The sequence below is a fragment of the Streptomyces sp. 8L genome, from assembly GCF_020176795.1.
GTDB lineage: Bacteria > Actinomycetota > Actinomycetes > Streptomycetales > Streptomycetaceae > Streptomyces.
This window is the reverse complement of record NZ_JAIUKE010000027.1, coordinates 26,494-51,148: the sequence shown is the minus strand read 5'-3', so window position 1 is coordinate 51,148 and position 24,655 is coordinate 26,494. Positions and strand designations below refer to the sequence as shown.

At 72.0% G+C, this 24,655-nt stretch carries 13 protein-coding genes, 1 tRNA gene, 1 rRNA gene and 1 pseudogene; 11 read left to right on the top strand and 5 right to left on the bottom strand.

Annotated features, from left to right (window positions below; all coding sequences use genetic code 11):
- The first annotated feature begins 187 nt into the window (after positions 1 to 187).
- Positions 188 to 304 (top strand): 5S ribosomal RNA (gene rrf, locus LCE31_RS03455).
- 130 nt (positions 305 to 434) lie between these two features.
- Positions 435 to 507: transfer RNA gene (locus LCE31_RS03450), tRNA-Thr, on the top strand.
- A gap of 94 nt (positions 508 to 601) precedes the next feature.
- Here the strand turns inward: LCE31_RS03450 and LCE31_RS03445 are convergent.
- A complete protein-coding gene (locus LCE31_RS03445; RefSeq protein WP_225012443.1) occupies positions 602 to 1,483 on the bottom strand; it encodes an SDR family oxidoreductase in 882 nt (293 codons plus the stop codon).
- Positions 1,484 to 1,640: 157 nt separating this feature from the next.
- On the opposite strand from LCE31_RS03445, the gene LCE31_RS03440 reads away from it, so the two are divergent.
- Positions 1,641 to 2,045, top strand: a complete 405-nt coding sequence (locus tag LCE31_RS03440) for a winged helix-turn-helix transcriptional regulator (protein ID WP_225012446.1) — start codon at positions 1,641 to 1,643, stop codon at positions 2,043 to 2,045.
- 73 nt (positions 2,046 to 2,118) lie between these two features.
- On the opposite strand, the gene LCE31_RS03435 is transcribed toward LCE31_RS03440, so the two are convergent.
- Positions 2,119 to 3,978 (bottom strand): SpoIIE family protein phosphatase, encoded by a 1,860-nt coding sequence (locus LCE31_RS03435; protein WP_374118388.1) that lies wholly within the window; start codon positions 3,976 to 3,978, stop codon positions 2,119 to 2,121.
- 287 nt (positions 3,979 to 4,265) lie between these two features.
- Positions 4,266 to 4,913 (bottom strand): annotated as a pseudogene (locus tag LCE31_RS03430) (ATP-binding protein); the annotation flags it as partial.
- Between the two features lie 273 nt (positions 4,914 to 5,186).
- Between LCE31_RS03430 and LCE31_RS03425 the strand changes: the two are divergent.
- From LCE31_RS03425 to LCE31_RS03390, 8 genes are all read left to right on the top strand, one after another.
- Positions 5,187 to 10,703: a HAMP domain-containing protein gene (locus tag LCE31_RS03425; RefSeq protein WP_225012442.1), complete on the top strand. Its 5,517-nt coding sequence runs from the start codon at positions 5,187 to 5,189 to the stop codon at positions 10,701 to 10,703.
- A 294-nt stretch (positions 10,704 to 10,997) separates the two neighbouring features.
- A complete protein-coding gene (locus tag LCE31_RS03420; RefSeq protein WP_225012441.1) occupies positions 10,998 to 11,666 on the top strand; it encodes a response regulator in 669 nt (222 codons plus the stop codon).
- A 171-nt stretch (positions 11,667 to 11,837) separates the two neighbouring features.
- Positions 11,838 to 14,711, top strand: a complete 2,874-nt coding sequence (locus LCE31_RS03415) for a DNA translocase FtsK (protein ID WP_225012440.1) — start codon at positions 11,838 to 11,840, stop codon at positions 14,709 to 14,711.
- A gap of 167 nt (positions 14,712 to 14,878) precedes the next feature.
- A complete protein-coding gene (locus LCE31_RS03410; RefSeq protein ID WP_225012439.1) occupies positions 14,879 to 15,775 on the top strand; it encodes a helix-turn-helix domain-containing protein in 897 nt (298 codons plus the stop codon).
- A gap of 82 nt (positions 15,776 to 15,857) precedes the next feature.
- Positions 15,858 to 17,375, top strand: coding sequence for a 30S ribosomal protein S12 methylthiotransferase RimO (rimO, locus tag LCE31_RS03405; RefSeq protein WP_225012438.1), 1,518 nt, complete (start codon positions 15,858 to 15,860; stop codon positions 17,373 to 17,375).
- Positions 17,372 to 18,067 (top strand): CDP-diacylglycerol--glycerol-3-phosphate 3-phosphatidyltransferase, encoded by a 696-nt coding sequence (gene pgsA, locus LCE31_RS03400; RefSeq protein ID WP_225012437.1) that lies wholly within the window; start codon positions 17,372 to 17,374, stop codon positions 18,065 to 18,067. The genes rimO and pgsA overlap by 4 nt, the downstream gene beginning before the upstream one ends.
- Before the next feature lie 53 nt (positions 18,068 to 18,120).
- Complete coding sequence (locus tag LCE31_RS03395; protein WP_225012445.1) at positions 18,121 to 18,609, top strand: CinA family protein; 489 nt, start codon at positions 18,121 to 18,123, stop codon at positions 18,607 to 18,609.
- A gap of 109 nt (positions 18,610 to 18,718) precedes the next feature.
- Entirely contained in the window at positions 18,719 to 19,102 is a 384-nt protein-coding gene (locus LCE31_RS03390; protein ID WP_225012436.1) for a helix-turn-helix domain-containing protein, read from the top strand.
- A 115-nt stretch (positions 19,103 to 19,217) separates the two neighbouring features.
- On the opposite strand, the gene LCE31_RS03385 is transcribed toward LCE31_RS03390, so the two are convergent.
- Both LCE31_RS03385 and LCE31_RS03380 read right to left on the bottom strand, forming a co-directional pair.
- Positions 19,218 to 19,979 carry an Fpg/Nei family DNA glycosylase gene (locus tag LCE31_RS03385; RefSeq protein ID WP_225012435.1) on the bottom strand — a complete coding sequence of 254 codons (762 nt, stop codon included), beginning with the start codon at positions 19,977 to 19,979 and terminating at the stop codon, positions 19,218 to 19,220.
- Positions 19,980 to 19,983: 4 nt separating this feature from the next.
- The gene (locus LCE31_RS03380) at positions 19,984 to 24,618 is read right to left on the bottom strand and encodes an ATP-dependent helicase (protein WP_225012434.1); all 4,635 of its coding nucleotides are present in this window, start codon (positions 24,616 to 24,618) and stop codon (positions 19,984 to 19,986) included.
- Positions 24,619 to 24,655: the final 37 nt, after the last annotated feature.

Here is a 24,655-nt window from a genome sequence, read left to right as displayed (position 1 = left end):
TGGGTTGATAGGCCGGAGATGGAAGCCAGGTGACTGGTGGAGTTGACCGGTACTAATAGGCCGAGGGCTTGTCCATATTGGGCCCTTTTCGGATATTCTTTTTCTATCCGGAAGGGAGCTCGCGTCCACTGTGTTGGTTCTGAAACCACGAACAGCTATTGCTGGTTGTTTGATTGTTTCATAGTGTTTCGGTGGTTATAGCGTGGGGGAAACGCCCGGTTACATTCCGAACCCGGAAGCTAAGCCTTACTGCGCCGATGGTACTGCAGGGGGGACCCTGTGGGAGAGTAGGACGCCGCCGAACAATTGTTGAGTATGTGGGAAGGGTCTGCACGGTGTGCAGGCCCTTTCCGCATATCCAGACCCATATATCCAGACCCATTGAACTGGTTCTGCGGCGGCCGCAGGTCGGGTATGCTTTTATCTGTCGCTGCGCCCCAATAGCTCAGTCGGCAGAGCGTCTCCATGGTAAGGAGAAGGTCTACGGTTCGATTCCGTATTGGGGCTCCGAATGAAGGAAGGCCCCCCCCGTCGGGGGGGGCCTTCCTTGTATGTGCGGGCATGCGCGGGTACGCGTCGCTACGTCCCGCCGATCAGCGGCTCACTTCGCGTCCAGCTCGGCCAGTGCCCCGCGGATCGAGTCCGCCAACGGCGTCGCCGGCCGGCCCAGCAGCCGCGACAGGTCGCCCGGCGTGCCCGCGAGCAGGCCACGGCTGATCGCCGCGTCCACATCCACCAGGACGTCCGCCAGCTCCTCCGGGAGGCCCGCGCCTGTGAGAACCGCCTTGTGCTCGGCGGGCGTCAGAGAACGGTGCACGATGCTCTGCCCCGACTGGCGTGACACCTCGCCGGCGAACTCGTCCAGCGTCCACGCCACGTCGCCGCTCAGCTCGTACGCCTTGCCGAGATGGCCGTCCTCGCGGAGCACGCGTGCCGCCGCCTCCGCGTAGTCCGTGCGCGGCGCCGTCGCGATGCGCGCACCCGGCGACGTACTGCTCACGACCGTGCCGCGCTCCAGGATGCCCGCGAGATCCGCTGTGAACGACGGGGCGTCCGTATACCAGTTGTTCCGCAGGAACGTGTACGGCAGCCCCGAGTCCAGGATCAGCTGCTCCGTCTCCCGGTGGTCCGCGGCAAGCAGGAAATCCGCCTCGGGACCGCCGAACACACCGGTATAGGCGAGCTGCGCCACGCCCGCGGCCTTCGCCGCGTCGATCACGACGGCGTGCTGTGCCGCGCGCCGACCGATGTCCGTGCCGGAGATCAGCAGAACCCGGTCCCCGGCCCGGAACGCGTCCGCGAACGACGCCGGGTCGTCGTAGTCGGCGATGTGCACCCGTACGCCGGCCGCCGCCAGGTCCTCGGCCTTCTCCTTGGAACGGGCCACCGCCGTGACGCCGTCCGCCGGTACCCCGGCCGCCAGCAGATCGGCGACGACCAGCCGCCCGAGCTGTCCTGTCGCTCCGGTGATCACGATGCTCATCGAGTTGCTTCTCTCCGTTCGGGACGCCGCCCGGACCAGAGCGCCCGGGCGGAGGCGCCGAAGCGCCCCACAACTCACCGTAGGTGGGGTACAGGTTATTTCGTAAGTACCCACTTCGAAGTAAGGTACTGGTGTGAGCGTGAGTGCGAAGTCAGAGGTGGGCCGCTACCTCGCGGACCACAAGCCCCCGCCGGGTCACCGCCCGCCGGACGTGAACCGGGCGGGGTGCCCGTCACGTCTCGTGCTGGAGCATGTGACCAGCCGATGGGGTGTGCTGGTGCTGGCCGTGTTGCGCGAGCGGTCCTTCCGGTTCAGTGAACTGCGCCGCGAGGTCTCGGGGGTCAGCGAGAAGATGCTCGCGCAGACGCTTCAGACCCTGGAGCGGGACGGCTTCGTCCACCGCGACGCCAAGCCGGTCATCCCGCCACACGTCGACTACTCGCTGACCGCACTGGGCGAGCAGGCCGCCGCGCAGGTGTGGGCGCTGGCGCGCTGGGCCGAGAGCAGTCTCGAAGACGTCTTCCGCGCCCGCGAGGCGTATGACGCGGCCCGGGGCGACTGAGCACGGCTCGGGAGACGTACGGGCGGTGCGCGCGCGGCCTCCGCGTGGCGTGCGGTCCGGCTCCCGGGCTCGGCTAGGGATGCGGGTGCGGGACGCGCAGCGCGAGGATCGCCATGTCGTCCGAGGCGGGCGCCGCGGCGAACCGTTCCACCGCGCGCAGGATGCGGGCCGCGACCGCGCCGGCCGTCAGACCCGTACACGTGGCCAGGACCTCGGCGAGGCCGTCGTCGCCCAGCATCCGGGTGCCTTCGCGGCGCTCCGTGACACCGTCGGTGACACACAGCAGGACGTCGCCCGGGTCGAGCGTGACGGTCTGTTCGTACAGGTCCAGGTCGTCCATCACACCCAGCAGGGTCTGCGGTTCGGCGGCGGGCTCGACCGAGCCGTCCGGGCGCAGGCGCAGCGGCAGCGGATGGCCGGCGCAGACCATCTTCAGCCGGGCGCTGCCGTCGTCCTGCGGCCGCAGTTCGCCGTACAGGAGCGTCAGGAACCGGCTGCGGGGGCCCTCGTCCAGGATGGCCGCGTTGAGGCGCTCCAGCACCGCGGGGCCGCCGAGCCCCTCGCGGGCGAGGAGGCGCAGCGCGTGCCGGGCGAGGCCCGTCACGGCGGCGGCCTCCGGGCCCGTGCCGCAGACGTCCCCGATGGCGAAGCCGTAGTTCCCGTCCTTGATCGGGAACAGGTCGTAGAAGTCGCCGCCCACCTCGTTGCCCTCGCCCGCGGCGCGGTAGATGACCTCGACCTCGACGCCCGGGACGATCGGCAGCTCCGGGGGCAGCAGGCTGCGCTGGAGGGACTGGCTGATCGCCGTGCGCTCCGAGTACAGGCGCGCGTTGTCGAGCGCCAGGGCGGCCCGGCGGGAGAGGTCCTCCGCGAGCTCCAGGATCTCCTGGCGGAAGTGGTCGTCGGACGGCTTGCCGAGCGTCAGCATGCCGATGACGCGGTTGCGCGCCACCAGGGGCAGGACGACCGTCTCGCCGCCGACGGCCGCCGCCGTCGCGAGCGCGGGGCCCACCCCCGAGCCCGGTGCGGCGGAGCCGCTGGTGAGCTCCCGCATGGACGTACGCAGCGCGGACTGGTGCGCGGCGTCGGCCGGGGCCGTCCAGATCCTGGCGCCGGGCGCGGGCACCGGCTCCGGCGGGCTGATCTTGGACAGGAGCGACTTCAGGCCGTCGATGCGCTCCTCGTCCTCGTGCAGGACGAACGACAGCTCGGGCTCGGAGGACTGGTCGGCGATCGTGTAGACCGCGCACCAGGTGGCGAGGGTGGGGACGGTCATCTGCGCCATCAGCGCGAGGGTCTGGTCGCGGTCCAGGGTGCCCGCGAGCAGGTCGGACGCCTCGACCAGGAACGACAGTGAACCGCGCCGCAGGCGCTCCAGCTCGCCGAGGCGCGCCGACTCGACGGCCAGGGCGATCCGGTCCGCCGCGAACTGAAGTCTCAGGGCCTGTTCGTTCGAGTAGCGCCCGGGGGCCTCGGCGGCGACGCCGAGTGAGCCCGTGAGACGGCCTTCGACCTTCAGCGGGACCGTGACCACCGAGCGCATGCCGGTGCCGGTCAGGAGCGGGACGGCGCCGGGCACCGCGCTGAGGTCGTCGTGGACGGCCGGCAGCCGTGCGGAGCCGTAACGGCCCGTGCCCGCCTCGACGGGGACGCGTGCGAAGCGCTGGCGGGCGGACGGCAGGCCGGTGGTGGCCCGCACCTCCAGCTCGGTCTCGTCGTCGGTCGCGAGGAGGAGGAAGGCGGCGTCCCCGTCGAGCATGTCGCGCGAGCGCTCCACGGTGCGCTGGAGGAGGCCGTCGAGGTCGTCGGGGGCGGGGGAGCCGATGAACACCTCGAACGGGTCCGCGCTCCGGTTCTCGCCGTTGTTCTCCTTGGACTGGCGCGGCGGGGCCTGGATCACCGCGCGCTCGCTGTCCCGGACGAGCAGGCACACCGTGGACGGCTCACCGCGCGTGTCGCGTACGCGCAGGTGCGACGCGTATACGGGGACGACTCTGCCGTCGGCGCCCCGGATGCCGTAGCTGCCCTCCCAGCGGGAGAGCTGGAGGGCCTCCGCGGCCCCCCCGCAGCGTCCCCGCCGGCGCCGGGCGCGCCGGCGCCGGCGGGGGGGGGGGGGCCCCCCCCGCCGGGGGCGGGGGGGCGGGGGCCGCGCCCGCGGGGGGGGGCGCGCCGCCGCGGGGGGGGCGGCGGCGGCGCCCCCCCCCCGCCCCGCCGGGCGGGGGGGCCCCCGGGCCAGGCCGCGAAGTCCGTGAGGGGCTTGCCCACGGTCTGCTCGGGCGGGTAGCCGAACAGAGCCGTCGCGTCCTCGTTCCAGGCCGCCACCGCGGCGTTCTGGTCGACCTGGATCACCGCGACCCGCACGCGGTCGTCCTCGGCGACGGGCAGCAGTGCCGTCGGCAGGGCGGGGCCCGCCGAGCGCATGCCGACGGGCCGCTCGGGCATGTCGAGCTGGAACCAGACCTGCTTGAACGAGGGCGTGTACTCGACGCCCCAGCGAGAGGCCAGGGCGGCGCACAGGAGCAGGCCCCTGCCGTGCTCGCTGTCGAGGTTGCCGAAGGACTGGCCGGTGGCCTGGACGGGCACTTCGCGCTCGGGGTAGCGGTCCGCGACCTCCACCCGTACGCCGTCCGCGGTCCGCAGGCAGCGCACGTCGGCGGCTGTGCCCGCGTGGATGATGGCGTTCGTGACGAGTTCGCTGGTCAGGACCACGGCGTCGTCGACGACGTCGGAACAGCCCCAGCCCTGGAGCGTGTCGCGGACGAAGGCCCGGGCCGCCGCGACGGACCGTCCCTCGGGGTCGAAGGTGGCAGCCGCCCGCGCGGTGATCACAGAACTCCTCGTTAGCGTTTCCACGCCCGGCTCCGCCATGGAACGGCCCCGCCCCTCCCGGTGCCCGGTGTAGTACGTCGGTCACACCGCCCCTTGCCGGGCGACCGGGACGGGTGGACAGCCGCATGCCAGGTTACTTACCTTCGCTGTCCCGGTGGATACCGGTCGGTCTGATTACGTCCTTCGAGGAGGATGCGACGCTGGAGGAAGCTGCCGAACTGTTATCACCTGGTTCGAGCAGGGTGAAACACTGGGCAGGCTTCCGGTGAAAGACCGGACAGTACGGTCGACCCCCCTTGGGAGGGACACGCGGTGGAGTCTGGCGTGGCGGCGCGCGGCGAGCGATCGCGCGCGAAAGGCGGACGATCCCGGAGCGGCGGGACGACCGAGGTGGACTCGGCGGCCCTGAACAGACTGCTGACGGGGCTGGTCGCGATGCGGGACGGCAACTTCCGCAAACGCCTGACCGTGACCGGCGACGACACGATGGCGGAGATCGCCGCCCTCTTCAACGAGGTCGCCGACCGCCATCTCCACCTGACGGGTGAGGTCGCGCGGGTACGCAGGGTGGTCGGCCGTGAGGGAAAACTCACGGAACGCCTGGAGACCGGCACCTGTGAGGGCTCCTGGGCCTCCGCGATCGACGCGGCCAACGCGCTCGTGGACGATCTGGCGCGGCCGGTGTCCGAGGTGGGCCGGGTGCTGTCGGCCGTGGCCGAGGGCGATCTGTCGCAGCGGATGGACCTGCGTTCGCCGGGGGAGGGCGCCCAGGGCGCGGTTGCCGAGAGGCCGCTGCGCGGCGAGTTCCTGAAGGTGGCCCGTACCGTCAACAACCTCGTCGACCAGCTGTCCGCGTTCACGGACGAGGTGACGCGGGTCGCGCTTGAGGTCGGTACGGAGGGCAAGCTCGGCGGCCAGGCGAAGGTGCGGGGCATGTCGGGGTCCTGGAAGGACCTGACGGATTCCGTCAACACCATGGCGTACCGGCTGACCGCGCAGGTGCGGGACATCGCTCTGGTGACGACCGCTGTCGCGAAGGGCGACCTGTCGCGCAAGGTCACGGTGCATGTGGCCGGCGAGATGCTCCAGCTGAAGAACACCGTCAACACGATGGTCGACCAGCTGTCGTCGTTCTCCTCCGAGGTGACCCGCGTGGCGCGCGAGGTCGGTACCGAGGGTGAGCTGGGCGGCCAGGCTGAGGTCGCCGGGGTCGCGGGCGTCTGGAAGGACTTGACCGACTCCGTCAACACGATGGCGACGAACCTGACCAGCCAGGTGCGGGGGATCGCCTCGGTCACGACGGCCGTCGCCAACGGCGACCTGTCGCGGAAGGTCACGGTCAGCGCACGCGGCGAGGTCGCGCGGCTCGCCGACACGATCAACCAGATGACCGAGACGCTGCGCACGTTCGCGGACGAGGTCACGCGCGTGGCGAGCGAGGTCGGCGCGAAGGGCCTGCTGGGCGGCCAGGCCCAGGTGCCCGGCGCGGCCGGCACGTGGAAGGACCTGACGGACTCCGTCAACACGGTCTTCAGGAACCTGACCACGCAGGTGCGTGACATCGCGCAGGTGACGACGGCGGTGGCCAGCGGCGATCTGTCGCAGAAGGTCGAAGTCGAGGTCGCCGGGGAGATGCTGGAGCTCAAGAACACCGTCAACACGATGGTGGACCAGCTCCAGTCGTTCGGCTCCGAGGTGACCCGCGTCGCGCGGGAGGTCGGCGCGGAGGGCCGGCTCGGCGGCCAGGCGCACGTGCCCGGCGCGGCCGGCACCTGGAAGGACCTCACCGACTCGGTGAACAACGCGTTCCGCAACCTCACGGGCCAGGTCCGCGACATCGCGCAGGTGACCACGGCGGTCGCCAACGGCGACCTGTCGCAGAAGGTCAAGGTCGAGGTCGCGGGCGAGATGCTGGAGCTGAAGAACACCGTCAACACGATGGTGGCGCAGCTGTCGAGCTTCGCGGACCAGGTGACCCGGATGTCCCGGGACGTCGGCTCCGAGGGGCGCCTCGGCGGCCAGGCCCGCGTACCGGGTGTCTCCGGTACGTGGAAGGAGCTGACGGACTCCGTCAACTTCATGGCCAACAACCTCACGAACCAGGTCCGCAACATCGCCCAGGTGACGACGGCCGTCGCGCGCGGCGACCTGTCCAAGAAGGTCGAGGTCGACGCCAAGGGCGAGATCCTCGAACTGAAGAACACCATCAACACGATGGTCGACCAGCTCTCCGCCTTCGCCGACCAGGTGACCCGCGTCGCCCGCGAGGTGGGTACGGACGGCAGGCTGGGCGGCCAGGCGCAGGTGCCGGGCGTGGCCGGTGTCTGGCGGGACCTGACGGACTCCGTGAACGGCATGGCCGGCAATCTGACGGACCAGGTCCGCTCGATCGCCCAGGTCGCCACGGCGGTCGCGCGAGGTGACCTCTCGCAGAAGATCAGCGTGGACGCCAAGGGCGAGATCCTGGAGCTGAAGTCGACGCTGAACACGATGGTCGACCAGCTCTCCAGCTTCGCCGACGAGGTGACGCGGGTGGCCCGCGAGGTGGGCACCGAGGGCATGCTCGGCGGGCAGGCCGAGGTCAAGGGCGTCGCCGGTACGTGGAAGGACCTGACGCAGTCCGTCAACTTCATGGCGAACAACCTGACGTCGCAGGTCCGCAACATCGCCGAGGTCACCACCGCGGTCGCCATGGGCGACCTGTCGAAGAAGATCACGGTCGACGCGAAGGGCGAGATCCTCGACCTGGTCACCACCGTCAACACGATGGTCGACCAGCTGTCGAACTTCGCGGACGAGGTGACCCGCGTGGCGCGCGAGGTCGGCACCGAGGGCATCCTCGGCGGCCAGGCGCGGGTGCGTGGCGTCGTCGGCATCTGGAAGGACCTCAGCGACAACGTCAACACGATGGCGAACAACCTGACCAGCCAGGTGCGCAACATCTCGCGGGTGTCGTCCGCGGTCGCGCACGGAGACCTGACCAAGAAGGTGACGGTCGAGGCGCGCGGCGAGGTCGCCGAACTCGCGGACACCGTCAACACCATGGTGACGACGCTGTCGTCGTTCGCGGACGAGGTGACGCGGGTCGCCCGGCAGGTCGGCACCGAGGGCGAACTGGGCGGCCAGGCGCGCGTCCCGGGCGTGTCCGGCACGTGGAAGGACCTTACCGACTCGGTGAACCTGATGGCGTCCAACCTGACGGGGCAGGTCCGCCAGATCGCGACGGTCACGACGGCCATCGCGAAGGGCGATCTGACCCGGAAGATCGACATCGACGCGCGCGGTGAGATCCAGGAGCTGAAGAACACCGTCAACACCATGGTCGACCAGCTGTCGAACTTCGCCGACGAGGTCACGCGCGTGGCCCGCGAGGTGGGCACGGAGGGCATCCTGGGCGGCCAGGCGCGCGTGCGGGCGGTGGACGGCACGTGGCGCGACCTGACCGAGTCCGTGAACGAGATGGCCGGGAACCTCACCGGCCAGGTGCGCGCCATCTCGAACGTGGCCACGGCGGTGACCCGCGGCGACCTCGGCGTGAAGATCGATGTCGACGCCGCAGGCGAGATGGGCGATCTCCAGGACTACATCAACACGATGATCGCCAACCTGCGGGACACCACGATCGCCAACGAGGAGCAGGACTGGCTGAAGGGCAACCTCGCTCGCATCTCGGGCCTCATGCAGGGACGTCGGGACCTGGCCGACGTGGCGTCGCTGATCATGAGCGAGCTGACGCCGGTGGTCTCCGCCCAGCACGGCGCGTTCTTCCTCGCCATGCAGACGGGGCCGGGGGCGGAACTCGGCGCGGACTCGGGGCGCGAGGGCAGCTTCGAGCTCTGCCTGCGCGGGAGCTACGGCTACTCGGCGGGCTCGATGCCCACGTCGTTCCGGCCGGGCCAGGGGCTGATCGGCACGGCGGCCGAGGAGAAGCGCACCATCCAGGTCAACGTCCCGCCGGGCTACCTGAAGATCTCCTCCGGGCTCGGCGAGGCGTCTCCGGCCCATGTGATCGTGCTGCCGGTCCTGTTCGACGGAAAGGTCCTCGGCGTGATCGAGCTGGCCTCGTTCCAGCCCTTCACGCAGATCCAGCGGGACTTCCTCAAGCAGATCGCCGAAATGATCGCGACCAGCGTGAACACCATCAGCGTCAACTCCAAGACGGAGGTGCTGCTGAAGCAGTCGCAGGAGCTGACGGAGCAGCTGCGGGAGCGCTCCGCGGAGCTGGAGAACCGGCAGAAGGCGCTCCAGGCGTCCAACGCGGAACTGGAGGAGAAGGCCGAGCTGCTGGCCCGCCAGAACCGCGACATCGAGTTCAAGAACACCGAGATCGAGGACGCGCGGCAGGTGCTGGAGGAGCGTGCGGAGCAGCTCGCGGTCTCCATGCGCTACAAGTCGGAGTTCCTCGCGAACATGTCGCACGAGCTGCGCACCCCGCTCAACTCGCTGCTGATTCTGGCGAAACTCCTCGCGGACAACGCCGAGTCGAACCTGTCGCCGAAGCAGGTCGAGTTCGCGGAGACCATCCACGGCGCGGGTTCCGACCTGCTCCAGCTCATCAACGACATCCTCGACCTGTCGAAGGTCGAGGCGGGCAAGATGGATGTCAGCCCGACGCGGATCGCGCTGGTACAGCTGGTCGACTACGTGGAGGCCACGTTCAGGCCGCTGACCGCGGAGAAGGGCCTCGACTTCTCCGTGCGGGTGTCGCCCGAGCTGCCGGCGACGCTGCACACGGACGAGCAGCGGCTCCTCCAGGTGCTGCGCAACCTCCTGTCGAACGCCGTGAAGTTCACCGACACCGGAGCCGTCGAGCTGGTGATCCGGCCGGCCGGCGCGGACGTGCCGATCGCGATCAGGGAGCAGTTGCTCGAGGCGGGCTCGCTGCGCGAGGCGGACGGCGACCTGATCGCGTTCTCCGTCACGGACACCGGCATCGGGATCGCCGCGAGCAAGATGCGGGTGATCTTCGAGGCGTTCAAGCAGGCGGACGGGACCACGAGCCGCAAGTACGGCGGGACCGGCCTGGGCCTGTCCATCAGCCGGGAGATCGCCCGCCTGCTCGGCGGTGAGATCCACGCCGCGAGCGAGCCGGGCCGCGGCTCCACGTTCACCCTCTACCTCCCGCTGCACCCGAGCGAACTGCCCCCGCAGGGCTACTCGCAGGCGGCCCGCGCGAGCCGGGACTCGGCGTCGCGCGCCGCCTCCGCGGGCCGGGCGGCGGCCGAGGCGCCCACCGGGATCGAGACGGCCGAGCGGCTGCCCGAACTGCCCGCGGGCGGTGGCGCGCAGCCGCAGGAGGCGCCCGGCGGGGCGGCCGGCGATACGGCGCGCACGGAGGGCGGTACGGCGCGCACGGAGGACGCGGGCCAGGTGCCGGCCGTCGTCCCCGAGGAGGAGGCGGCCGAGGCGGAATCGGAGGAGAGCTCCGGGGCCCCGCGCCGCGCGGTCTCCTTCAACGCCGAGAAGGTGCTGATCGTGGACGACGACGTACGCAACGTCTTCGCCCTCACCAGCGTCCTTGAGGCGCACGGCCTCACCGTGCTGTACGCGGAGAACGGCCGCGAGGGCATCGAGGTGCTGGAGCAGCACGACGACGTCACCGTCGTCCTGATGGACATCATGATGCCGGAGATGGACGGCTACGAGACGACGACGGCGATCCGCAGGATGCCGCAGTTCGCGGGGCTGCCGATCATCGCCCTGACCGCGAAGGCGATGAAGGGCGACCGGGAGAAGGCCATCGAGTCGGGCGCGTCCGACTATGTGACCAAGCCCGTCGACTCCGACGAGCTGCTGTCGATGATGGCGGACTACATGCGGGAGGACTGAGCGCTCCGCACGGCCGGGAGGTGCCCCGCGGGGGGCGCCCCCGGCCGTGGTAGGGGCGATGTGGCACCGTGTCCGTGACAGAAGGGCCGGGAACGTTCCGTGCCCGTGCCGCGTTATCCGTTCGTGGGCCGTGACATCACGGTGACAGGGTGTGGCGACGGGCGGGGTGCGGCTACCATGACCGGCACAAGGACGGACGGCGCGCGGATGACGTCGCCCGGCGGGGAGCGCGGTCGTGGACCGGGCGCCGCGCAGGGGACGCGGTCGGCGCCGGGGCGAGGAGGGCGGGCGGCCATGGTGCAGAAGGCCAAGATCCTCCTGGTCGATGACCGGCCGGAGAATCTGCTGGCGCTGGAGGCGATCCTCTCCGCGCTCGATCAGACGCTGGTGCGGGCATCGTCAGGGGAGGAAGCACTCAAGGCGCTTCTGACGGATGATTTCGCGGTCATCCTGCTGGACGTCCAGATGCCGGGGATGGACGGGTTCGAGACCGCGGCGCACATCAAGCGCCGCGAGCGCACCCGGGACATCCCGATCATTTTCCTCACGGCCATCAACCACGGCCCCCACCACACGTTCCGGGGATACGCGGCGGGCGCCGTCGACTACATCTCCAAGCCGTTCGACCCCTGGGTGCTGCGCGCGAAGGTGTCCGTCTTCGTCGAGCTGTACATGAAGAACTGCCAGCTGAAGGAGCAGGCCGAGCTGCTGAGGCTGCAACTCGCGGGCGCCGGTGAGGCCAAGGAGCCCGCCGGTCTGCTGGCGGAGCTGTCCGCGCGGCTCGCGGCGGTCGAGGAGCAGGCGGAGGCGCTGTCCAAGCAGCTCGACGACGACGCGGCGGACGCGTCGGCCGTCGCCACCGCCGCACACCTGGAGCGCAAACTCACGGCGCTGCGCAGGGCGCTGGACGCGCTGGGCCCCGGCTCCGCGGGCACGGCTCCGGTCTTCCCGCCGCAGGTCTGACCCTTCCGTCGCCGCCCGGGCGTCCCGCACCGTGGAGTGATACGGGCGGAATTGATGACGTCCGTACGGCTTTGACGGGCTCTCAGCCCCGGCCCCGCCCGGCATCGACACGAACGGGTGAAGCAGCGGTCACACGTGTCCCCGGCGCCGGGCACCGGTAACCTCACCACCATGGCCTCACGTACGTCCGGCAAGGGTTCTCAGGGAGCGACGGGCACCGCGCGCTCCGGCCGTACGACCGGAGCGGCGAAGAAGGCGGCGGCCCCGCCGACCGGCAGGACCACGCAGAAGTCCGGCCCGGCGAAGAAGACGACCGCCAAGAAGGCGCCCGCGAAAAGGGCCCCGGCCAAGAAGGCCGCCAGGCCGGCTCCGAGGCCGGCACCGTCCCCGACCGGCGGCGTCTACCGCATGGCCCGGGCCGTCTGGCTCGGCGCGGCGCACAGCGTCGGGGGCGCCATGCGCGGCATAGGGCGGGGCGCCAAGGGCCTCGACCCGGCCCACCGCAAGGACGGCGTCGGCCTGCTGCTGCTCGCGCTGGCCCTCATCGTCGCCGCGGGCACCTGGTCGAACCTCCAGGGCCCGGTCGGCGACCTGGTCACCATGCTCATCACGGGCGCCTTCGGCCGGCTCGACCTGCTCGTGCCGATACTGCTGGGCGCGATCGCCGTCCGGCTCATTCTCTATCCGCAGAAGCCCGAGGCCAACGGCCGCATCGTGATCGGGCTGTCCGCACTGGTGCTCGGCGTGCTCGGGCTCGTCCACATCGCGTGCGGCGCGCCGGGGCGTGACGCGGGCACGCAGGCCATGCGGGACGCCGGCGGGCTGATCGGCTGGGCGGTCTCTGAGCCGCTGATCTTCTCGATGGGCGAGGCGCTCGCCGTACCCGTCCTGCTGCTGCTGACGATCTTCGGTTTGCTCGTCGTCACCGCGACGCCCGTCAACGCCATCCCGCAGCGGCTGCGGCTGCTCGGGATCAGGCTGCGCGTCATCGCGCCCACGGAGGAGGAGGCGGCCGAGCTCGCGGAGGCCGACGGCGAGGACGAGGGACCGTACGACGACGGGTGGCGCGACGCGGCGCCGGCCCGGGCGGGCGGCCGGGCCGGCCCGCCCCGGCGCGGCTCAGGGGGCGTCTTCGACCACGAGGAGGCGGAGGCCGCGGCGCTGGCGCGGCGCAAGAAGCCCCGGAGGTCCTCCTCGGAGCCCCGGTTCGGCCGGCACATGGACCCGGTGGACGTGGCGGCGGCAGCCGCCGCGGCCCTCGACGGAGCCGTCATGAACGGCATGCCGCCCTCGTCGGTCGTCGCCGACCTCAGCCAGGGCGTCACCGGCGGCGTGCGCCGCCCCGGAACCGGCGAGGACGAGGAGCCGGCCGCCTCCGCGGGCGACGCGCCGGCCGCGTCCGGTGACCGTTCCGCGCCCGTGCCGCCCGCGCGGAAGAAGGCGGGCCTCCGCAAGAGCGAGAGCCCGGAGGAGGACGCGCCTGCGGCGCAGGGAGGCTTCGCCGACCTCACCAAGCCGGCGCCGGAACCCGTCGAAGGGCTGCCGCGCCGCGCGGAGCAGCTCCAGCTCTCCGGCGACATCACCTACTCGCTGCCGTCGATAGACCTGCTGGAGCGCGGCGGCCCCGGCAAGGCGCGCACCGCCGCCAACGACGCCATCGCCCACTCGCTGACGACCGTCTTCACCGAGTTCAAGGTGGACGCCGCCGTCACCGGCTTCACCCGCGGCCCGACGGTGACGCGCTACGAGGTCGAGCTCGGCACCGCGGTCAAGGTCGAGCGCATCACCGCGCTCGCCAAGAACATCGCCTACGCGGTGGCCAGCCCCGACGTGCGGATCATCTCGCCGATCCCAGGGAAGTCGGCCGTCGGCATCGAGATCCCCAACACCGACCGGGAGATGGTCAACCTCGGCGACGTGCTCCGGCTCGCCGGCGACGACGACACCGATCCGATGCTCGTCGCCTTCGGCAAGGACGTCGAGGGCGGCTACGTCATGCACAGCCTGGCGAAGATGCCGCACGTGCTGGTCGCGGGCGCCACCGGCTCCGGCAAGTCGTCCTGCATCAACTGCCTGATCACCTCGATCATGATGCGGGCCACGCCGGAGGAGGTCCGGCTGGTCCTCGTCGACCCCAAGCGCGTCGAGCTCACCGCGTACGAGGGGATTCCGCACCTGATCACGCCGATCATCACGAACCCCAAGCGGGCCGCGGAAGCCCTCCAGTGGGTGGTCCGCGAAATGGACCTGCGCTACGACGACCTCGCGGCGTTCGGTTTCCGCCACATCGACGACTTCAACCACGCCGTGCGCGAGGGCAAGGTGAAGCTGCCCGAGGGCAGCGAGCGGGAGCTCCAGCCCTACCCGTATCTGCTGGTGATCGTCGACGAGCTGGCGGACCTCATGATGGTCGCCCCGCGCGACGTCGAGGACTCCATCGTTCGCATCACCCAGCTGGCCCGCGCCGCCGGCATCCACCTGGTGCTCGCCACCCAGCGGCCGTCCGTGGACGTCGTCACCGGCCTGATCAAGGCGAACGTGCCCTCACGGCTCGCGTTCGCCACCTCCTCCCTCGCCGACAGCCGGGTCATCCTCGACCAGCCCGGCGCCGAGAAGCTCATCGGCAAGGGCGACGGGCTGTTCCTCCCGATGGGAGCCAACAAGCCGACCCGGCTCCAGGGCGCGTTCGTCACCGAGGAGGAGATCACCGCCGTCGTCCAGCACTGCAAGGACCAGATGGCGCCGGTCTTCCGGGAGGACGTCGTCGTCGGCACCCAGAAGAAGAAGGAGATCGACGAGGACATCGGCGACGATCTCGACCTGCTGTGCCAGGCCGTCGAGCTGGTCGTCTCGACGCAGTTCGGCTCCACGTCGATGCTCCAGCGCAAGCTGCGCGTCGGCTTCGCGAAGGCCGGCCGGCTGATGGACCTGATGGAGTCGCGCGGCATCGTGGGGCCGAGCGAGGGCTCCAAGGCCCGGGACGTCCTGGTGAAGGCGGACGAACTCGACGGTGTGCTGTCGGTCATCCGGGGGGAGTCTTCGTAGAGGCTGGTGGCGGGGCAACCCTTTTCGACACCCGTACGTCAAGGTGGGAAGGGAGGGACAGCACAGCCCTGACCGCATGCGCCGACCGCCCGTACGGACGGCGTACGAAGTGAGTCCTTCCGCTTGCCCCACCCTTTCGTACCACCCCTAGACTGGACGTCCAGCAGGTGGCTACACGCTCGAAAGGCCCACCCGTGTCCATCGGCAGCTCATCTGACGGCAGTTCACCAGAAGAAGCCCCGGATACCTCGGCTCCCGCACCCGAGGACCGTTTCTCGATCGGCCGAGCCCTCCGGCAGGCACGGATCGGGGCCGGCCTGACGGTCGACCAGGTCAGCGAGGCCACCCGCGTCCGCGTGCCCATCGTCCGCGCCATAGAGGACGACGACTTCAGCCGTTCCGGTGGCGACGTCTACGCCCGCGGGCACCTGCGCATGATCGCGCGGGAGGTCGGCCTCGACCCCGGACCCCTCGTGGACCGGTTCGACGCGGATCACGGCGGGCGGCCCGAGCCCACGGCGACCCCGGCCGCACCGCTGTTCGAGGCCGAGCGCATCCGGCCCGAGCGGCGCCGGCCGAACTGGACGGCGGCCATGGTCGCTGCGATCGTCGCCGTCGCCGGCTTCGTCGCTTTCACCGCCGTCCACGGCAGCGGTGACTCCGGCGACACGGCCAAGGGGAAGACCGTGGAACCGGCCAAGGGACCCACCTCCGCCTCCTCCTCCGGCACACACGCCCCCTCGGGGAAGCCCGCGCAGCCGCATCCGGGCCCCTCGGACAGCGCCATCGCCGCAGCGCCCCGCGACAAGGTGACGGTGAAGCTGTCCGCGGTGGAGGACAAGAGCTGGATCTCGGCCAAGGCGCACAACGGCAAGACGCTGTTCGACGGCATCCTCGCCAAGGGCGAGTCCAAGACCTTCCAGGACGACAAGCAGGTCGACCTCATCCTCGGCAACGCCGGAGCCATAGAGCTCTACGTCAACGGCAAGAAGGTCGACGACACGTTCCAGCCGGGCCAGGTGGAGCGGCTGTCCTACACGCAGGGCGACCCCTCCGTCGGCTGACGGCGGGGCTTCGCGCGGGGTCCCGGCGGCGCCTCGACCCTGCGCGAGCTGGGCGGCGCCGGGACAAAGTAGTCTTGAGCCCATGCCCGAACGCCGTACCGTCGCTCTCGTCACGCTTGGCTGCGCCCGTAACGAGGTGGACTCGGAGGAGCTGGCCGGGGGCCTGGCGGCGGACGGCTGGGACCTCGTCCAGGAAGCCTCAGAGGCCGATGTGGCCGTCGTCAACACCTGCGGCTTCGTCGAAGCCGCGAAGAAGGACTCCGTCGACGCCCTCCTCGAAGCGGGCGATCTCAAGGACCGGGGAAGAACCCAGGCCGTGGTGGCCGTCGGCTGCATGGCCGAGCGGTACGGCAAGGAGCTCGCCGACGCCCTTCCCGAAGCCGACGGCGTGCTCGGCTTCGACGACTACGCCGACATCTCCGATCGCCTCCAGACCATCCTGAGCGGCGGCGTCCACGCCTCGCACACGCCCCGGGACCGGCGCAAGCTGTTGCCGCTCAGCCCCGTTGAGCGGCAGGACGCCGCCGGTGTCGCGCTCCCGGGGCACGGCGACGTCGCCCCGGCCCCCGCGGACCTTCCCGAGGGGCTCGCCCCGGCCTCCGGGCCGCGCGCGCCGCTGCGCCGCAGGCTCGACACGAGCCCCGTCGCGTCCGTGAAGCTCGCCTCCGGCTGCGACCGGCGCTGCTCGTTCTGCGCCATCCCGTCCTTCCGCGGCTCCTTCATCTCGCGCCGCCCGAGCGATGTGCTCGGCGAGACTCGCTGGCTGGCCGAGCAGGGCGTCAAGGAGGTCATGCTCGTCTCCGAGAACAACACCTCGTACGGCAAGGACCTCGGCGACATCCGGCTGCTGGAGACCCTGCTGCCGGAACTGGCCGCCGTCGACGGCATCGAGCGCATCCGGGTCAGCTACCTCCAGCCCGCCGAGATGCGGCCCGGCCTCATCGACGTCCTCGCCTCCACACCGAAGGTCGCCCCCTACTTCGACCTGTCCTTCCAGCACTCGGCGCCCGGCGTGCTGCGTGCGATGCGGCGCTTCGGCGACACGGACCGGTTCCTCGGCCTGCTGGAGACCATCCGGGCCAAGGCGCCCCAGGCGGGGGTCCGCTCGAACTTCATCGTCGGCTTCCCCGGCGAGAGCGAGGCCGACTTCGCCGAACTGGAGCGGTTCCTGACCGGGGCTCGGCTCGACGCGATCGGCGTCTTCGGCTACTCGGACGAGGACGGCACGGAGGCCGCGGGCTACGACACCAAGCTGGACGAGGACGTCATCGCGGAGCGCCTGGCGCATCTCTCCCGGCTCGCCGAGGAACTGACGTCCCAGCGGGCGCAGGACCGCGTCGGCGAGACGCTGGAGATCCTCGTCGAGTCGGCCGACGTGTCCGACACCGGAGTCGAGGGGGCCGTCGCCGTGGGCCGCGCGGCGCACCAGGCCCCCGAGACGGACGGCCAGGTGGTCCTCATGTCGGACACGGATCTGCTCCCCGGCCGTATGGTCGAGGCGAAGGTGACCGGCAGCGAGGGCGTGGACCTGGTCGCCGAGCACGTGAGCACCCGTCCGGGGGACCCTCTCCGGACCGCCGCCGAGGAGGCCGCCAGATGACCGGAGTCCCCGCGTCCACGACGGGCGGTGGCGGCGCGAAGCCGGCGCCCGCCGGGAAGCTGGGGGCCGGTGCCGCCGACCAGGCCAGTCTGTGGAACGTGGCGAACCTCCTGACCATGGTCCGCCTGCTGCTCGTCCCCGGCTTCGTCGTACTGATGCTCCAGAACGGCGGATACGACCCCGTCTGGCGGGCCTGGGCGTGGGCGGCCTTTGCCGTCGCCATGATCACCGACGTGTTCGACGGGCATCTGGCCCGTACGTACAACCTCGTCACCGACTTCGGGAAGATCGCGGACCCGATCGCCGACAAGGCGATCATGGGCGCGGCTCTGGTCTGCCTGTCGGCGCTGGGCGACCTGCCCTGGTGGGTGACGGCGGTGATCCTCGTGCGGGAGCTGGGGATCACGCTGATGCGGTTCTGGGTGATCCGGCACGGCGTGATCGCGGCGAGCCGCGGCGGGAAGCTGAAGACGCTCGCGCAGGGAACGGCCGTCGGCATGTACGTGCTGGCACTGGTGGACTGGTGGGGCACGTTCCGGTTCTGGGTGATGGCGGTCGCCGTCGTCCTGACGGTCGTCACCGGGCTCGACTACGTACGCCAGGCCGTGACGCTGCGGCGCCGGGGCCTGGCCGCCGAGCGCGCGGCCGGCAGTCCGCCGGCCACACCGGGTTCCCCGGGGAAGCGCCAGTGAGTACCGGCCACGATGCGGGTCCTCGGAACGAGGCCGCCGCCGCGCGGGCGGCCGTGGAGCGGCTCACGGCGCTCGGGGCGACGCTGGCCGTCGCGGAGTCCCTCACGGGCGGCCTGGTGGCCGCGGAGCTGACCGCGGTCCCCGGCGCCTCGCGTGCCTTCCGCGGGTCCGTGACGGCGTACGCCACCGAGCTCAAGCGGGACGTCCTCGGCGTCGACGGGACGCTGCTCGCCGAGCGCGGCGCGGTCGACCCGGACGTGGCGCGGGCGATGGCCGCCGGTGCACGCCGGGTGCTCGGCGCCGACTGGGGTGCCTCGACCACCGGGGTCGCGGGCCCCGATCCGCAGGACGGGCAGCCCGTGGGGACCGTGTATGTGGCGGTTTCCGGCCCCGGCGGCGAGGACAAAGTGCGGGCGCTGCGATTGAACGGCGGCCGTGCGGACATTCGTAAGGAGAGCGTCCGGTCCGTACTCGCGCTCCTGCTGGGCGAACTCCTGGGGAATGAGCGGGCACAGGATACGGAACAGAACGGGGGGACTTGATGTTTGCAGCCCTGAGTGAACACGACATCGCTCCCCGCACGGCCGCGTCGCGAGGCGGTACGGTGGGGCGTAAAGGTTGCGGCTACGCGGTCCGAGGAGGGAGCCACCGATGATTCTGCTCCGTCGCCTGCTGGGTGACGTGCTGCGTCGGCAGCGCCAACGCCAGGGCCGTACTCTGCGCGAAGTCTCCTCGTCCGCCCGAGTCTCACTCGGCTATCTCTCCGAGGTGGAGCGGGGGCAGAAGGAGGCGTCCTCCGAACTGCTCTCCGCCATCTGCGACGCGCTTGACGTACGGATGTCCGAGCTCATGCGGGAAGTGAGCGACGAACTGTCGTTGGCGGAGCTGGCTGCGTCGGCTGCGGCTGATGAGCCTGTACCCGCAGCAGTACGTCCGATGCTGGGTTCCATCGCCGTGACATCGGTGCCGAAGGTGCCGGCGGAACGGGTGACGATCAAGGCTCCGACAGAAGCGGTCGACGTGGTCGCCGCCTGAGTGATCCCCCAGGTTCGAGACGAACCCCCGGCAGGTACCCGAGAGCGGTACCGGCCGGGGGTTCGTCCGTCCCGCCGTTCGTCCGTCTCCTCGGCCGGTTCACCTGTCTCAGGGCCTACGCGGGGCCGCGCTCCGGCTGGCAGCGGGGGCACCAGTAGGTGGGACGGTCCCCTTGCGGGGCCTTGCGGATCAGGGTCCCGCAGCGCGGGCAGGGCAGCCCCCTGCGGCCGTAGACGTGCAGACGGCGGGCGCCGCTGGAGAGTCTCTTGTGCAGTTCGAGCAGGCGCTTCGCCGCGTCCACCAGGCGCTCGGGCGCGCGGAGCTCCCCGATCGGGGCCCACGGGTCGGCGCGGGCCAGGAAGCACGCTTCCGACTTGAAGATGTTGCCGACCCCCGCCAGATTGCGCTGGTCGAGCAGGGCTTCGCCGACCGGCCTCGCCGGGTCGGCCAGAAGGTTGCGCAGCGCGCTCTCGGCGTCCCAGTCGGGACCGAGGAGGTCGGGCCCCAGGTGGCCGACTACGCGGTCCTCCTGGCTTGTGCGGATGAGCTCGAGCACCTTCAGCCGGTAGCCGACGGCCGCACCGCCCTCCGTGCCGAGGATCGCGCGGATCTCGTGCGGCGGCCCGCCGCCCCAGCGCCGGCCCGGGCCGTACACCTTCCACGCGCCCTCCATCCCGAGGTGCGAGTGGAGGGTGAGGCCCCCCTCCACCCGGGTCAGGAGGTGCTTGCCGCGCGGTGTGACGTCAAGCACCGCGCGGCCCGTCAGGTCGGATGTGGCGAAGCGCGGCACCCGCAGGTCGGAGCGGACCAGCACCCGGCCCGCCAGGGCCTCGTGCAGGGCCCGGGCGGCGCGCCACACCGTGTCTCCCTCGGGCACCGCCTCACGCCCTCAGCCGCAGGCCGCGCGGCGTCGCGTGGAACCCGGCCGCCTCCAGCGCACGGCCGAGCGGGGACGTCAGCGCCGCGGTGCCGTTCGCCCGCTCCACCGTGATCGTGCCGAGGGAGCCCGAGGCGGCGGCCGACGCGAGCGCCCCGGCCGCCGCGCGCAGGGCCGGGCCCTCGGGGTCCGCGGCCCACGACAGCAGCGTCTTGCCGCCGCGCTCCATGTAGAGCGTCAGCTCGCCGTCGACGAGGACGACCAGCGACCCCGCCTTGCGCCCTGGCTTGTGGTTCGCGCCCTCCGGCGGCTGGGGCCAGGGCAGGGCCGCGCCGTACGCGTTGGCCGGGTCGGCCGCCGCAAGCAGCACCGCCCGCGGCTCGTCCGACGACTCGGCGCGCTCCCGCGCGGTGGCCGCGGCGCGCAGCCGGTCCACGGCGCCGTCCATGGCGAACTGCGCCGCGCCGAGGCCCTCCACCACATAGCCGCGGCGGGCCTGCCCGCTGTCCTCGAACGCCGACAGCACCCGGTACACGGCGGAGAAGCCGCCCTCGACGCCCTCGGCGCCGACCGCGCCCCGCGTCACCACGCCGTGCCGGTCGAGCAGGGCGCGGGCCAGCGCGTGCGCCCGGTGGGTGGCGTCCGGCTCCCGGTCCGGCAGCAGGGACCAGCGGCCGCTGACCGTCGGCGGGCCCGAGCGCGACGCGGGCCGCGCGGCGGCCGTGAGCGACCCGTACCGCCCGCGGGGCACGGACTTGCGGGCACGGTGGGCCGTGGACCCGGCCGTGCGGCCCGAGCCGAGGAAGGAGCGCAGCGGCGCCAGTGTGTCGTTGGTCAGCCGGCCCGACCAGGCGAGGTCCCAGACGGCGTCCGCGAGCTGGGGATCGGTGGCCTCCGGATGCGTCGTGGCCCGCACCTCGCCCGCGATCTGCCGGAAGAACAGCCCGTACCCGCCCCTCAGCGCCGCCAGCACCGACTCGTGCAGCGCCGTCAGCTCCAGCGGGTGCGGAGGCGGCAGCAGCACCGGAGCGTGGTCGGCCGGATACAGCGAGACCCAGCCGTCCTTCCCCGGCAGCGCGCCCGCGCCCGCCCACACCACCTCGCCGGTGGTCGTCAGCTCGTCCAGCAGGGCCGGGGTGTAGCCGGCGACCCGCGAGGGCAGGACGAGGCGCTCCAGCGCGGACGCGGGCACGGCCGCGCCCTGGAGCTGCTCGACGGCCCGCGCGAGTCCGTCGATCCCGCGCAGCCGGTGGGCGCCCAGATGCTGCCACTGCGGCAGGAACGACGCGAGGGCCGTCGGGGCGACCGGTTCGAGCTCCTCGCGCAGCGCGGCCAGCGAGCGGCGCCGCAGCCGCCGCAGGACCGTCGCGTCGCACCACTCCTGGCCGATGCCCTCGGGGTGGAACTCGCCCTGCACCACCCGGCCCGACGCCGCCAGCCGCTGCAGCCCGCCGTCCGTGACGGCCGTACCGAGGCCGAAGCGCGCCGCCGCCGTCGCCGACGTGAACGGCCCGTGCGTACGGGCGTGGCGCGCGAGCAGATCGCCGAGCGGGTCCTTCACGGGCTCCGTGAACGCCTCGGGCACCCCGACGGGCAGCGCCGTACCCAGCGCGTCCCGCAGCCGGCCCGCGTCCTCGATCGCCGCCCAGTGGTCCGCGCCGCCGATCCGCACCCGGATCGCGCGCCGGGCCCGCGCGAGCTCCTCCGCCCAGCCCGGCTCGGCGCCGCGCCGCGCCAACTCCGCGTCCGTGAGCGGTCCGAGCACCCGCAGCAGGTCCGCCACGCCCTCGACGTCCTTGATCCGCCGGTCGTCCGTGAGCCACTGGAGCTCCCGCTCCAGCTCCGCGAGCACCTCGGGGTCGAGCAGCTCCCGCAGCTCCGCCTGGCCGAGCAGCTCGGCGAGCAGCCGTGAATCCAGCGACAGGGCGGCGGCCCTGCGCTCCGCCAGCGGCGAATCGCCCTCGTACAGGAACTGCGCGACATAACCGAAGAGCAGGGAGCGCGCGAACGGCGACGCCTCCGTCGTCGTGACCTCCACGAGCCGCACCCTGCGCGACTCGATGTCGCCCATCAGCTCGGTGAGGCCCGGTACGTCGAACACGTCCTGGAGACATTCCCGCACCGCCTCGAGGACGATCGGGAAGGAGCCGAACTCGCTGGCCACCTGGAGCAGTTGGGCGGCCCGCTGGCGCTGCTGCCACAGCGGGGTGCGCCGGCCGGGGCTGCGGCGCGGCAGCAGCAGGGCACGCGCCGCGCACTCCCGGAAGCGGGCCGCGAACAGCGCGGAGCCACCGACCTGGTCCGTCACGACGCCGCTGACGTCGCCGGGGTCGAAGGCGACGTCGCCCGCGCCCACCGGCGCCTGCTCGCTGTCGTACGTGGCCTCCGTCTTCGTCGGGTCCTCGTCCAGCAGGTCGAAGCCCATCAGGTCCGCGTCCGGCAGACGCAGCACGATGCCGTCGTCCGCGTGCATGACCTGGGCGTCCATGCCGTACCGCTCGGCGAGCCTGGCGCCGAGTGCCAGCGCCCACGGCGCGTGGACCTGGGCGCCGAACGGCGAATGGACCACCACGCGCCAGTCGCCCAGCTCGTCCCTGAACCGCTCCACCACGATCGTGCGGTCGTCGGGGACATGGCCGCAGGCCCTGCGCTGCTCCTCCAGATACGACAGGACGTTGTCGGCGGCCCAGGTGTCGAGGCCCGCCGTCATCAGCCGCAGCCGCGCGTCGTCCTCGGGCAGGGCGCCCACCTCGCGCAGGAAGGCGCCCACCGCACGCCCGAGCTCCAGCGGCCGGCCCAGCTGGTCGCCCTTCCAGAACGGCAGACGCCCCGGTGTGCCGGGCGCGGGCGTCACCAGGACCCGGTCGCGGGTGATGTCCTCGATCCGCCAGGACGTCGTACCCAGGGTGAAGACGTCGCCCACGCGGGACTCGTAGACCATCTCCTCGTCCAGCTCGCCGACCCGGCCGCCGCCCTTCTTCGGGTCCGCGCCCGCGAGGAAGACGCCGAACAGGCCCCGGTCCGGGATCGTGCCGCCCGAGGTGACGGCGAGACGCTGGGCGCCCGGACGCCCCGTCACCGTGCCCGCGACCCGGTCCCACACCACGCGCGGGCGCAACTCCGCGAACGCGTCGGACGGATAGCGGCCCGCCAGCATGTCGAGCACCCCCGTGAACGCCGACTCCGGCAACGAGGCGAACGGCGCGGCCCTGCGCACCGTCTCCAGCAGGTCGTCGGCCTGCCGGGTGTCCAGCGCGACCATCGCGACGAGCTGCTGCGCCAGCACGTCCAGCGGGTTGGCGGGCACCCGGAGCGCCTCGATAGACCCGTCCCGCATGCGCTCCGTCACGACCGCCGCCTGCACCAGGTCGCCCCGGTACTTCGGGAAGACGACACCCGTCGACACCGCGCCGACCTGATGGCCCGCGCGCCCCACGCGCTGGAGTCCCGAGGCGACCGACGGCGGCGACTCCACCTGCACCACGAGGTCCACCGACCCCATGTCGATGCCGAGCTCCAGACTGGACGTCGCCACCACGGCCGGCAGGCGGCCCGCCTTGAGGTCCTCCTCGACCTGGGCGCGCTGCTCCTTGGAGACCGAGCCGTGATGGGCGCGCGCGAGCAGCGGCGGCGCCCCCTGCGCGGCGCCCGCCTGCGCCATGACCTCGGCGGGGGAGTGGTCGGCCGGCAGCGCCTCGCCCGTCGCCCGCTCGTAGGCGATCTCGTTCAGCCGGTTGCACAGGCGCTCCGCGAGGCGCCGCGAATTGGCGAAGACGATGGTCGATCTGTGGGCTTGGACGAGATCGGCGATGCGCTCCTCGACATGCGGCCAGATCGACGGCTTCTCGCCGCCCGCGGGCCCGTCCCCGCCGCTGTCCGAGGCGGGCGAGCCGCCGAGCTCCCCGAGATCCTCCACGGGCACGACCACCGACAGGTCGAACTCCTTGCCCGACGGCGGCTGGACGATCTCCACGCGGCGCTGCGGCGACAGGAAACGCGCCACCTCCTGAACCGGCCGGACCGTCGCCGACAGGCCGATCCGCCGGGCGGGCCGCGGCAGCAGCTCGTCGAGCCGCTCCAGGGACAGGGCGAGGTGCGCGCCGCGCTTGGTGCCCGCCACCGCGTGCACCTCGTCCAGGATCACCGTCTCGACGCCCGCCAGCGCGTCCCGCGCGGACGACGTCAGCATCAGGAACAGCGACTCCGGCGTCGTGATGAGGATGTCCGGCGGGCGGGTCGCGAACGACCGGCGCTCGGCCGCCGGGGTGTCGCCCGAGCGGATACCGACCCGCACCTCGGGCTCGGGCAGCCCGAGCCGCGCCGACTCCTGCCTGATGCCCGTGAGCGGGCTGCGCAGATTGCGCTCCACGTCCACCGCGAGCGCCTTCAGCGGCGACACGTACAGTACCCGGCACCGCTTCTTCGCCTCGGCGGGCGGCGGTACGGACGCCAGCCGGTCCAGCGCGGCGAGGAACGCGGCGAGCGTCTTGCCGGAGCCCGTCGGCGCCACCACCAGCACGTCCGAGCCCTCGCCGATGGCGCGCCACGCCCCGTCCTGGGCCGGCGTGGGCGCGGAGAAGGCACCCGAGAACCAGCTCCGGGTCGCCGGGGAGAACGAGTCGAGCGCACTGCCTGCCATGTCACCCATCGTGCACCCCGCCACTGACAACGTCGCA